At 38.0% G+C, this 12,529-nt stretch carries 11 protein-coding genes and 1 pseudogene; 8 read left to right on the top strand and 4 right to left on the bottom strand.

Annotation, left to right across the window (positions count from 1 at the left end; translation table 11 throughout):
- Nucleotides 1-47 precede the first annotated feature (47 nt).
- The 8 genes from K7B04_RS01645 to K7B04_RS01610 all read left to right on the top strand — a co-directional run bounded on the left by K7B04_RS01645 (nucleotide 48) and on the right by K7B04_RS01610 (nucleotide 7,115).
- Nucleotides 48-824, top strand: a complete 777-nt coding sequence (locus tag K7B04_RS01645) for an ABC transporter permease (RefSeq protein ID WP_167576922.1) — start codon at nucleotides 48-50, stop codon at nucleotides 822-824.
- Nucleotides 821-1,483 (top strand): ABC transporter ATP-binding protein, encoded by a 663-nt coding sequence (locus tag K7B04_RS01640; protein WP_163449576.1) that lies wholly within the window; start codon nucleotides 821-823, stop codon nucleotides 1,481-1,483. The genes K7B04_RS01645 and K7B04_RS01640 overlap by 4 nt, the downstream gene beginning before the upstream one ends.
- A 28-nt stretch (nucleotides 1,484-1,511) precedes the next feature.
- Nucleotides 1,512-2,636, top strand: coding sequence for a stealth family protein (locus K7B04_RS01635; protein ID WP_223803367.1), 1,125 nt, complete (start codon nucleotides 1,512-1,514; stop codon nucleotides 2,634-2,636).
- Between the two features lie 147 nt (nucleotides 2,637-2,783).
- Nucleotides 2,784-3,860, top strand: coding sequence for a glycosyltransferase family 2 protein (locus K7B04_RS01630; protein ID WP_223803366.1), 1,077 nt, complete (start codon nucleotides 2,784-2,786; stop codon nucleotides 3,858-3,860).
- Nucleotides 3,800-5,071 carry a CDP-glycerol glycerophosphotransferase family protein gene (locus K7B04_RS01625; RefSeq protein WP_223803365.1) on the top strand — a complete coding sequence of 424 codons (1,272 nt, stop codon included), beginning with the start codon at nucleotides 3,800-3,802 and terminating at the stop codon, nucleotides 5,069-5,071. Before K7B04_RS01630 ends, K7B04_RS01625 begins: the two co-directional genes overlap by 61 nt.
- Before the next feature lie 2 nt (nucleotides 5,072-5,073).
- On the top strand, nucleotides 5,074-6,252 hold the full coding sequence (locus tag K7B04_RS01620; RefSeq protein WP_167576918.1) for a DUF6270 domain-containing protein: 1,179 nt from the start codon (nucleotides 5,074-5,076) through the stop codon (nucleotides 6,250-6,252).
- A gap of 81 nt (nucleotides 6,253-6,333) precedes the next feature.
- On the top strand, nucleotides 6,334-6,666 hold the full coding sequence (locus K7B04_RS01615; RefSeq protein ID WP_223803364.1) for a hypothetical protein: 333 nt from the start codon (nucleotides 6,334-6,336) through the stop codon (nucleotides 6,664-6,666).
- Nucleotides 6,609-7,115: a hypothetical protein gene (locus K7B04_RS01610; RefSeq protein ID WP_346015170.1), complete on the top strand. Its 507-nt coding sequence runs from the start codon at nucleotides 6,609-6,611 to the stop codon at nucleotides 7,113-7,115. The genes K7B04_RS01615 and K7B04_RS01610 overlap by 58 nt, the downstream gene beginning before the upstream one ends.
- A gap of 233 nt (nucleotides 7,116-7,348) precedes the next feature.
- Here the strand turns inward: K7B04_RS01610 and K7B04_RS01605 are convergent, their stop codons facing one another.
- The 4 genes and pseudogenes from K7B04_RS01605 to K7B04_RS01590 all read right to left on the bottom strand — a co-directional run.
- Complete coding sequence (locus K7B04_RS01605; RefSeq protein WP_163449318.1) at nucleotides 7,349-8,596, bottom strand: capsular biosynthesis protein; 1,248 nt, start codon at nucleotides 8,594-8,596, stop codon at nucleotides 7,349-7,351.
- A gap of 16 nt (nucleotides 8,597-8,612) precedes the next feature.
- Nucleotides 8,613-10,634 carry a capsular polysaccharide biosynthesis protein gene (locus K7B04_RS01600; RefSeq protein WP_223803363.1) on the bottom strand — a complete coding sequence of 674 codons (2,022 nt, stop codon included), beginning with the start codon at nucleotides 10,632-10,634 and terminating at the stop codon, nucleotides 8,613-8,615.
- Between the two features lie 59 nt (nucleotides 10,635-10,693).
- A complete protein-coding gene (locus K7B04_RS01595; protein ID WP_223803362.1) occupies nucleotides 10,694-11,218 on the bottom strand; it encodes a hypothetical protein in 525 nt (174 codons plus the stop codon).
- A 1-nt stretch (nucleotide 11,219) separates the two neighbouring features.
- Nucleotides 11,220-12,506 (bottom strand): annotated as a pseudogene (locus K7B04_RS01590) (polysaccharide biosynthesis/export family protein); the annotation flags it as partial.
- Nucleotides 12,507-12,529 lie beyond the last annotated feature (23 nt).

Raw genomic sequence — 12,529 nt, 5'->3', positions numbered from 1 at the left:
GCCATGGGCGGTAGCGTGCCAAAAATAAAATTATGGATAGAGGTTGTATGGCAAGAAGTGGCTTGGAAGTCCAGCAGGCAGTGATCAAAGCATTATTCATGCGGGAAATAAAAACGCGGTTTGGGAAGTATAGACTTGGGTATTTGTGGGCGGTGCTGGAGCCAGCGGCACATTTGATGGTGTTGGTGGTTATTTTCGGGTTTGTGATGCATCGAACCATGCCGGATATTTCATTTCCTGTTTTTCTGATTAATGGGATAATTCCCTACTTTATGTTTAGCGATATAACAAATCGTTCAATTGCTGCGATAGATGCTAATCAGGGGTTGTTTAATTACCGTCCTGTGAAACCTATTGACACTGTTATAGCAAGAGCAATTCTCGAGTTTTTCATCTATCTATTTGTATATATAGTTCTGATGACTATTTTATGGTGGCTCGGGGAGCCAGTATTTTTCCCTAATATGGTCATATTTTTGGCAACCTGGTGTATTTTGTTGATCTTTTCGACAGGTATTGGTCTGATTTTTATGGTCATTGGTAATTTATTTCCAGAAACGGAAAAATTCTTACCGATAGTGATAAAACCATTTTATTTCATATCATGTGTCATGTTCCCGTTGCATGCAGTACCGAAAGAGTATTGGCCATATCTTCTATGGAACCCAATTGTTCATATTGTAGAGCTTACAAGAGCCTCCGTGGTCGTTGGTTATTATAGTGATGGTGTAAGTCTAAATTATATTGCTATCGTGGCATTGTTCGTAATGTTTTTTGGGCTAGCTTTTTACTCATGCCGTGAGGAGAAAATGTTGACATCATGATAAGAATAAATAATTTAACTAAATCATATATGACAAAAAAAGGACGTCATTATGTTTTCAAAAATATTAATATGGAATTTCCAGAGAACAAAAGTGTTGGACTCATCGGGAGAAATGGTGCTGGAAAATCAACACTACTCCGAGTTATAGGTGGGATTGATCGGCCTGATAGCGGTCGTATAGAAACCAGTAAAAGTATTTCATGGCCGGTGGGATTATCTGGAGGTTTTCAGGGAAGTCTAACTGGCCGAGAGAATGTTAAGTTTGTATCTAGACTATATGCATTGAAGAAAGATCTGAAAGAAAAAATTTCCTATGTAGAAGAGTTTTCTGAGTTGGGAAAATATTTTGATATGCCAATAAAAACTTACTCATCAGGCATGAAATCACGTTTGGCATTTGGGTTAAGTATGGCATTCAAATTTGACTATTATCTTGTTGATGAGGTTACAGCTGTTGGCGATGCTAGATTCAGAAATAAATGCCTTGATATATTTAATGAAAAAAGGAAAGAGTCAAGCTTTTTAATGGTGTCTCATAATCTTTATTCACTTAAAGAGTATTGTGATATAGCGTGTTTAATGCTTGATGGACATGGTTTTGAGTTATTCGAAAACATAGACGAGGCAATTGCAATATATAAAAATAAATATGTTTAGATATTGTCAGTATTCAATTGGAGGGCATGTGGTTAAAAACATAAGCAGGAAGATAAAGAAATTCATAAAATGCCCAAGTATATTTTTTAGAGACTATTTTTTAAAAAAGAAGCCAATTATAAGGAATGAGATTAGATGTTCAGAAGAGGAGGAGAACATACTATTACGCCATGATCTGGAATTGGAAAGTATGATACCAACAAATTTTCCAATTGATGTTGTTTACACATGGGTAAACAACAAAGATTCCTGCTGGAAACAGAAAATGGAAAATAATAAAAATGATGAAATATCCTACGCTGCATATGCAACGGACGAAGCGAGATTCAGTAATCATGATGAGCTTTATTATTCAGTGATTAGTGTATTAGAGAATATGCCGTGGGTTAGAAAAATATTTATCGTTACTGACAAACAAATACCTCTATGGTATGAAGGTAATGAAACAAGTAATATTATTATCGTTGACCATAAGGACATAATAAGCACTGAGTATTTGCCAACTTTTAATTCGCATGTGATAGAGGCTAATTTACATAAGATAGAAAATCTATCGGAGCATTTCATTTATTTCAATGATGATGTTTTTGTCGGTAGACCTTTACTTCCAAGCCATTTCTTCGGCCGTAATGGCATATCATCATTATTTATTGCTCATAAAAGTTTGAGTGTAATGCGATCTCGGGGGGCTATAACACCGACACTCTCAGCATCGTTCAATTCAAAAAAAATCCTCAAAGAATTTGGACTGGATGTGGATAATCCATTAGTACATACGTATGTGCCACTGCATAAATCAACATATGAATATTTATGGAGTAATTATAATGAACAGATTGAGTCATTTCTTGGCAATAAATTTAGAGCAGAAGATGACCTAAATTTAGCCACATTTTTAGTTCCATGGATGTCATACTGCTTGGGAAAGGCTTATCCCAAGAGAGATATTTGTTATTACTTTAATGTTAGATCTCCAAGTGCAGCAGATTTTTATAAAACAATAAAAAAAGCCAGTGAAACAAAGACAATGCCTCATTCTTTTTGTGCCAATGATTTTAATTCTGTTGAAAATAAAAAAATTAACAATTACGAGAAAAGACTTCAGCACATGCTTAGCACTCATTTTTCCGAAGATAACAGAAACATATCTTGAATGTAATATTGTTTATTAAATAAGTATAATACGAAGATTATAAAAACCTTAATATAATATTATCTATAGTTGATGATATTATACTGGCGATATTATATGAATTTTTAATGAAATTTGTTCAAAGTGATTCAATATAGTGAGATGGAGATGAAATCTAATTGTAAGGAAGCAATCATTACTGTAATCATACCAGTATATAGAGTAGAGAAATATATAAAGGAATGTCTCGATTCAGTTTTGTCACAGAAACTTGGAAAGTGGAAAAAAAAATATTACGTTGAAATTATATGTATTGACGACGGTTCTCCAGATAATTCAGCATCTATAATTTCAGGGTTAATGCGAGAAAATAATAACATTATATTACTCCATCAATTAAACCAAGGTCAGTCTGTTGCAAGGAATAATGCTATTTTAATTGCCAAAGGGCGTTATATAATATTTCTTGATTCTGATGATCTATTGCCACCTGATTCATTTACAGCGTTGTTGAGTGTTGCTGAAGATACTGGTTCGGATGTTATTGTATCACATGCGAAAGCATTTAATTCACGGCGTTCATGGTATATAGAGCCTCATGCTGAGGTTGCCTGCTCATCGTTCCGGAAAGTGAAATTTACTCATAGAGCTATTTTAATTAATAGTTCTCCTCCTTGGGGGAAAATGTATAGTCGAAAACTTTTAATGGATTATAAAATTACGTTTCCGGAGGGTATTAAATTAGCTGAGGACTGGATTTTTGTGATACATGCTATGTATAGAGCTAATCATGTATCCTCCACCCATGAAGTAACCTATCTTTATAGAGGGCGAGATGATGAAGATAACCCATCATGTACACAATTAGTAAACAAGAAGGTTTTTACTGATTTGTTGAAGGTTTATGAATTATCGAAAGAATTCAGACTTGCACCACAGCAAATAGCTTATGCTCAGATGTTTATATTGCGCAGTATATTATATAGGCTATCTAAGTTTTCAATCGATAATCCAATAGGCGAGTGCAAAGCGATCTATAAAATGGTAAGAGGATTCTTGCATGACGTTATTGGTATCGATAAGATAAATCTTTTTACTCCAATAAGACGTTTGCCTCTCCTCCTCATTTACTATGGTTTTTACTCGGAAGCGCATAGGGTAATGAATTTGAAGTATACTGATGGGTGTGTTCAAAAGGAAAGGCAGTCGCCTGTGATAATATTGTATCTGATTATTATTCATTAGTTAACAAACAGAAAGAAATAAAATCATTTAGAAAAAAACTAAAAGATAAAAAGAAAAAAATAGCCCATGTTTATTGGGACGTTAAATATAATTTAGCTAAATGGACCTCTAATATAATATACAAGGAAAATAATATTTCTCTAATCGGTGAGCGTTTGGGAAATACTGCTAATGATTCGAGCTATTTTCTATTTGATTATATACAAAAGAATAGAACTGAAGTTAGAGATGAGTATTACTATGTTATTAAAAAAGGTGCTCGAACTGCTGTTAACTTAAAGGGAATGAAAAATGTATTGTCATATGGATCCTTTAAGCATTTCATGGTTTTTCATGCGGCGAAAAAATATATTTTCAGCGATAGTATGAGAGATGTCTTTTTTCATTGGAAGGATGTGGCTGAAGAGCATGATTCAAAGGGAAAATATTTTCTTCAGCATGGTGTTTTTGCTACGAGTCGGGCTGCTGGTTACTATGATTGTAACTCAATGATGAGAAGAAATGAATTACCTGATAAGTTTATAGTCAGTTCCGATATTGAAAAAAGATTGGTGTGCAAAAATTTTGACTTTGAACCAGAGAGAATTTGTGTCACGGGGCTTTCTCGGTTTGACCGGCTCCCTAAAAATAACAATGTTAAAAATAAGAAAGTATTATTGTTGTTTACATGGCGTGATGAACTTAGTTCGGTTAGTCAAGACAGATTTATTAAATCTAAGTACTATAAGAAACTTATGGAAGTATTGAATGATGAGAATTTAAAATCAATTTTACTTAACTATGGTTATACCATAGAGGCATGTCTACACCATAAGATGAGTCAGTTTATCACAACCACCAATGGTGAAAGTACTTTCAAAGTCTACAGTATGAATGAGGTTAATGTTCAGGATTTGTTAATCGGTTCTGATATTATGATTACCGACTTTTCATCTGCTAGCTTCGATATGGTTTATCAAAATAAACCAGTTATATACTACTGGTTTGATGAAGTTTCATTTTTTGCAAAAAGGGGAGGGCCTTTGATTGACCCATTGAAAGAAATGCCAGGACCTGTTTGCCGTAATGTGAATGATATTGCCGCTACTTTAGCCTCTCTTTTTGAGAATAAAGCTATGGTTCCTAAACAATATCATTCAATGTATAAACAGTTTTTTAAGTATCGTGATAACAAAAATTGCAAACGGATTGTTAGTGTAATCGAGGGATGAAAATGTTTACAAAATACGTATTTACGTCATCAATATCTTCTGATGTAGAGTATGGTGAAGGCTTTGATAGTGGTGTTAAATTATCTTTGTTGAGGCTTGATGATTACTTAAGTGGTAGAGCAAATACCTTTGAAAATTCTCCATTTAATATAGAGATGGCAAGGTTTTTCGTTAATATATCGAAGATTGATGATGTTGTTTTTGATATTGTTTCCCCTAAGACTGAGCTCGATTATTCAAAGTTGTTTGATAACCTTGTTGATTTTATAACTCTTATTCCTGAAAGAGTCAATGTTGAGATAATTGAGCCTGATTTTGATGAGAAGGGACTTGGCGCTAAGCTCGAGTGTTCAATATTTAATAATATATCTAAAGTTGTATCCTCTAATCGCAGTCTTACCAGATTAATAAAAAGTAACTATAAAATTAAACCAGTACCAACTTCAATACTGGGTAGTTGTTGTTCCAGGGATATGTTGAACTACTATCATAAATATAACAAGTCATCAAATTTTAAAGTGGAACTTTTAACAATGAATGTATCGTACTCATCGTTATTTGATCTCCCCTTAAAGTTCAGTATGGATGATCTTAATATTAATAAGGAAAATATTAAGAATACGTTGTCTGTAGATCTGATAAAAGCTATACCAAATGCAATTGTCCAATCTTTAAAATCTGATTCTATCGTGATTCTGGATTTCATGGATGAGAGGTTTGATCTGGTTGAATATAAAAGCAGTAAAGTCACTAAATCCTGGGACTTTATGAATACAAAATTGTATAAGAAGCTGAAAGATACAACAACAATACCATTTGATGACGAGAGTAAAATCCACTCTGTGATAGAGAATGCAAAAAAAATGATTGTATTCCTCTCTAACTATATTCCACTGAAGAATATTGTTATCAATGAATCGGTCATGTCTACTTTTTTCTTTGATGATAATGTTTTTAATATTTTTGATGAAGAAAAATACAATTATGCAAGATATAATTTAATGCATGTAAAAATTATCGATGCTCTTAAAAAAGAATTTAATGAATTGACATTTGTGGGGGCTCCGGCTTATCTCAACTTTGGTGATGTACATCACCAATGGGGTTCTCACCCATATCATTATAATGAAGGATATTACTTATATAAAGTTAAAAAAATATTATTAAATAGTGTTGCGTAATATTTTATATTAGAATAAATGGGTTGCGATATTGGCAACCCTTTGTTTTTATTGGGTAATTATATTGTCGAGGAGGCTTCATTGAATCTATCTATAACTAATTCTGAAAATAATGAAATTGTCGGGGAGTTTGTTTCATTTGAGAATTCAACAATTAGATTTTCCGGTACTGGTAATATTCTATTCATAGATAAGGGCGTTAATTTAAAAAGAACAAATATATACTTTAATGGAAGTAATAGTATTCTATATTTGAGTGAGAGTTATAAACCTTATACTGTTAATTTATATATCAATAATAACAATATTATTTTTTTTGGTAAAAATAATTATTTCAATGGAGTTGTAAACTTTATATCATCAGAATCAAAAAACATTTTTATTGGGGAGGGGGGCTTTTTTCTAGTGGTATAACAGTAAGGAATTCTGATGCTCATCTTATTTATGATAAAACAACAAAAAAAAGGATAAATGAGTCAGAAAGTATTTATATTGGTGATCATGTTTGGTTGGGGCAAGATGTCCTCGTGTTAAAAGGATGTCAAATAGGTTCCGGGAGTATATTAGGTGCCGCAAGTGTTGTTTCTAATAAGCGTATACCATCAAACTCCGCGTGGGCTGGCAACCCGGCTAAAAAAGTACGTGAAAATATTTATTGGTCAGGAGAGTGTGTACATGCCTGGACTAATTCTGAGACGAATAAATATTTAATTAAAGAAGACCCTTTCCCTGTTTTTTTTGATGAGAAAAGTATTCCTATTGATGATTTTGAGAGAAATATTATGAGTATAGAAAACACACAAGAACGAATTGATTATATACTTAAAAACTTTAATAACCCACGTTCAAGAATGTTTATTTGATGTTATGATACTTCAGGGGAGATATGAATTCAGATTTATCGTTCTCTGAATCTCCATCCAGACAGAGAGAAAAGTCTCTACTTATTACATTAATTATATTCATTGAATATTATGTTTAATATGTGTATATATTTATTGGTCGTAATTTTAATGAGTATCCACCGCAAGTAATCTTGCGGTTAATCACCTATTTTTGTTTTGGCTTTATACTTTGTCTTGTGAGGATACAGTATCTATTGCAAGAACCACTTCCCAATAGTTATTTTGTCATGATGATTAGCTTGGTATTTGAGCATTTCTGGAGATTTTCTGCCGTAAAACACGGCATTGATTTGTGTGTTTTTTCTTAAGTAAGAATTAAATTTATTAAATAGATGCTTATCTGGTTTGAAATTTGAAGTCCAGTATTGATTTAAACTTCCTTGATAAGTTAAGCCTTTAATATCATACAGTGCTCGCCCCATAACCTTTAATGGCTTATTATGTATGAGTGCTGAAAGCCCTGCTGTGCTGTTTATTGTTATAACAGCTTTTGAATGGGACAATAATTGAGGCATCGATAGATCATGAACATACATAACCCGATCGCTTATCCCATACTGTTTACCTAGTTTCGAGATTAATGGTCTGTATAGACGGTGGCCGCGATCCATTGGATGATGTTTAAAGACAAGGAAATCGGCTGGTGAAGCCTTTCTGGAGAAAGAGTACATTACATCATTGATATAGTTTCGGACATCCTTGTAAGGGCTGTGATTACGGATTTGGCTGTCGTTATAAACTTGTAGAATAGCCAGAAAATAGCGTTGGTCGAGCTTAGTTTCTAATAAGCTCATAACATGTCTCTCCTTGAATCGATACCATAGTTTTCTCCATCCTGCACGGATCCAACATTTACTTTCATACCATGGAGAAAAGACTTTATGATGCCGGTAGAGAGGAAACTGTTTTCGATAACACCAGCTAATCAAATAATACCACATAGCGTGCCAGATACGTAACTTAGTTGATGGCTTTAAGCTGTGAACCTGAAGCTCTTTCTGGTCTGGTAAATTTCGATAAAATTCTGGATCTCTAGGTATGGAAGAGTATGCATTCACGCCATCTTTTTCCAGAGTAATAAAATGAGGTCGTAAATACCCTTCCTCGAAAGCAAGAAAACGGATACCTTTCGATTGTGCCCAGCGTTTGGCTGCTTGGTGTAATTGACGACAATCACCAAAACAAATGATTGTATCGAAGTGATATTCGCTCCAGGTTACTTTTAGCCAGTGAGGGAATTCCTTGGGGGTTTCCTTAAATGTTAGATAATTTCTTTTTCTGCAGTAGAAACGATCTCCCGCGTTAAATATAACATTAATAGCTTCTCTTTCTTGAGATTCTAACCATTCCGCCATGTCATTAAAAAAAGGACCCATAGGCCCTTGGAGTAATAGATAGCGTTTGCCTGTTAATAAATTTCTTAGTGCGTTGCTTTCCATGCGGTAACTCTCTAATTTATTTTTTGTATAGTTGATGTAAATTTATCGCTTTGCGAATATATCGTTCTATACGAGTTCTTTTTTTACTCACTTGATTGATGTTATTTCGTGGCCCTTCACTTAAAAAATTTATTGCATTATTAATATCTATTAGATTTCTATTTTTTGGGTGTATGTATATTGGGTAAGAGATTATTGTATGATAGAAAAGGTCATCAAGTTTCAATACCCTCTTTCTTCGCTCGCATTTATGTTCATCTGTGGTTAGTCCCCATCCGGCATAAAATGGCAGGCCGTAGCAAAATACACGCTTTCCGTGGACCAATGCTTCAAATCCAGATAGGGATGTCATAGTATGTACTTCATCTATCTGTTGAATACACTCAATTATATCGGCATCAATAGCTATGCAGTCTGCTAACTGGAGTATATCTTGCTCCTGAATATGGCCAGGCCTATTTCCAGCTAGTACATCAGGATGTGGCTTATAGATGATGAAAGCATTAGCGTTACGTTCACGTACAATACTTAATAATGACATATTGGTTTTTATTGAAAATGTACCTGTTGCAATAGAGGCATCATCTTCGACCTGTCCGGTGACAAGAATGGTTTTTTTATTTTTAGCTTGTTTTGGTAATACCCATTTGCTACCTAAATTATATTTACTTAATTTGCTTGTGATTATTTTTTTTCTGATTTCTGCCGAGAGAAATCTTTGCGCATCTGTCAATGTAGAGGTATTCAGTAAGTGCTCCAGGTCACTCGGTCTGCTCGCATCGTAGTAAATTCCTGTTTTATCAAGAACTAAAGAAAGAGGGGGAAGTAATTCTGAACCCAGACCGCAGGAACGTAGAAATCCATCCTCCATACGCCAGACGGGAATGCCAACTTGGGAAGCTTTCTGGGACCATGTTTGTTCTCCCTTTACGCCCCATACCACGCAAGCAGTTGATTTTTTACAATGAGTCGAGAAACTGACCTTATTCTCAGGTATCTTTAGAAATGGTTTAACGATGCTTCTTTTCCATAATGTCATACCTGGCGCCCATAAATGTCCACGCAGGCTAATATTCTGTTTTCTATAAAGATATAAGTAATTTAGAACATCAAAGAGTGATCCTGGTTCACCGGTTGCAGGGACGATATATCGGGTATATTGTAGCCAGGCTGCGGCGACCAGAGCCGTTAATGGGGCAGAGCCGCGGCGATTAGCCAGGTCTGAAGCTAAGGGGTGTCTGTCATCGGTGAGTCCCCAGCCAGCATACCAGGGCAGCCCAAAACAGGTGACTTTTTTCCCTGCAAGTAGAGCTTCAATACCGTATTGTGAAGTGACTGTATATACCGACGATACCTGACTAAGAAGTGACTGTGGGCTTAAATCTTCAGTAATCAGTCGGATATGTTGGTCATTGGTTAACTTATCGAAATATCCTTTTTTCTTGCCTGTAAGGACGTCTGGATGTGTTTTTACCCAAATCTCACTCTGAGGATTTTCTTTTTTTGCGCAGGCAAGCATTGCTGCAAACTGCTTTTCGCTTGCACCACCTAAAGTGACTGAAACATCACCATAGGTTTGATCTACTACTAAAACAATGTCGGAATCATGAATTTCCGTAAACGGAAGTGCATGGTTGTACTTTGACAGATCATTTTCAACAATGAATTGGATCGCCCGCTCCGCATCACCTTGTAACCCCTGCGTCCTGGCTTCCTCTTTGATCAACACTTCCAGACGACTAGGATGGCTAGCGTCATAGTAAATTCCTAAATCATCGATAACTAATCCAAGTGGAGGTGCGCCATTCACACCCAACCCCAATGAGCGGGTAAATCCATCCTCCAGGCGTAAAACTGGCAGCCCAGTTTTTACCGCTTTCTCGATCGGTCGCTGTGCTGAAGGACGTTCACCCCAGACGGCAATAGCATTGACTTCTGTTGGTATGTCGGAGAAAGAGGATAACTTACAGCAAGTTTCTCCCAAAAAGCTTTGAAGGTGAGGGATTTGCCAGATACCCGAGGAGTAGATGCCTATCATCCTGAATTGCTTCCATTTTGATTTTAATGGGGTGGAGAAACCTCTGCACCCCCAAGTTGTTACAAATCCAGAATGACTTTCGCTGCCACAGCCATCTGGTAAAGAATGGTGGAAATGCCGCGCGTGACTTCCAGGTTCTTGGTTTCGTACTTCGGCAGTACCATGATTTCATCACCCGGACGAATGTCATCGACGTCGTCAGCATCCACCGCGGAGCCATCCTGATGGATGACGATAATTTTTGACTGCCCGGATTTTTGCGTCAGGCCACCACATTTCTCAATGTAATCATCCACATCGAGCTTTTGCTCCCAGGAGATGGCGTTGGGGAATAGCACTGAGCCGTGGATCATCACCAGCGACGTTTTTTCCGGGATGGTAATGACATCGCCATCTTCCAGAATCACGCTGTCGAGATTGCTTTCGTTAAGCACGACCTGGCCCTTCGGCACTACGTTGCGCGCTTTAGCAACGAAGCGGCTGACCAGCTGCGCTTCCTGTACGCGCAGGCGAGCTTCTTCCTGGGTAGCTGACTGTGAGGAGAGGGAGGCTTCTTCCAGCTTCTGCAAAGAGGTGTTGAGCATCTCTTGGCACTACGTTGCGCGCTTTAGCAACGAAGCGGCTGACCAGCTGCGCTTCCTGTACGCGCAGGCGAGCTTCTTCCTGGGTAGCTGACTGTGAGGAGAGGGAGGCTTCTTCCAGCTTCTGCAAAGAGGTGTTGAGCATCTCTTTCTGGCGTACCGCGACCGAGTGGCGATACAGCTGGATGCTGCTGAGCTGCGACATGCTGTTGGTTTTTAGCTGCGCCAGCACCTGTTTCATCGTCGAACCGTACGGCAGTACCACCGCGTGTTCTCCGGAGTGCGCGCCTTCAATCCGTACCTGGATGGTACCGGCGTAGCGGTCTGAACTGATGATCAGCTTGTCGCCGTCCTGCAGCATTTTCCCCGCAGCGCTACTGAGCGGATAATACTCCGTCCGTTTCATCGCTCCCTGCTGGCGGATGATGGTAAAGTGCGTCGCGCCTGGTTTTGGCCGTGACCATGCCAGCGCTTCTGTGACGGGGATGCTGCTGTCATGGAATTCGAAGTCATAGCTGTTATAGACGTCGCCTTCAACGCTGAAGGTGTACTGACGGGGGCCAACGACGATAGTGTCGCCGTCAGCGAACTGCGACAGGTTTAGCGAGCCGTTGAGCAGGAAATCGTACAGGTTAATGTGCGAACGCACGGTTTTACCACGTTTCACGGTGATATCGACGTAGCTTCCGCGATCGCTATCTACGCCACCCGCTTTGCTCAGATAAGAGAGCAGAGAATCGGAGGCCACGCCGCCGTACAGCCCCGGATTTCTCACGTAGCCAGTGACGAACACTTTTACCGGCTGAGCCTGTAGCAAAGAGGCATATACGTTAACGTTAGACTGATATACCTCTTTAATTTTAGTCGTCACCAGGCTGTTAAGCTGGCCGTTGCTGACGCCGTTGACCTTTAACGGCCCGACATTAGGGACGAAAATATTCCCTTTCGGATCGACGGTCAGCGCGCCGTCAAAATTAAACGCACCCCAGAGTCGAATCTGGATGGTGTCGCCTAATCCGATGATATAGCCCGGATTAAAACCAATGCTGGTACCACTGTCGGCGGTGGAACCATTAAATAGCTGCGCACCAAACATACGGCTTAGCGGCGGCGCGGGCAGTGCGATCGGCGTATTGTCGAATCCGTTACTATCGGTGCTCTGTGCTTTTGCTGCCAGCAGTTGAGGCAGTCCAGCGGCCCCTGTCAACTGCGGATCGGCGGTAATTCCCACCGCCAGCGCCTGACAGGATTGCAGGATACTCAATACAAGAATCGTTTTAACTAATTTCATAATAGACTCTGTTAATGATATTG

The organism is Kluyvera sp. CRP (genome assembly GCF_019930565.1).
GTDB lineage: Bacteria > Pseudomonadota > Gammaproteobacteria > Enterobacterales > Enterobacteriaceae > Kluyvera > Kluyvera georgiana_A.
This window is presented reverse-complemented; position numbering and strand designations above follow the sequence as displayed.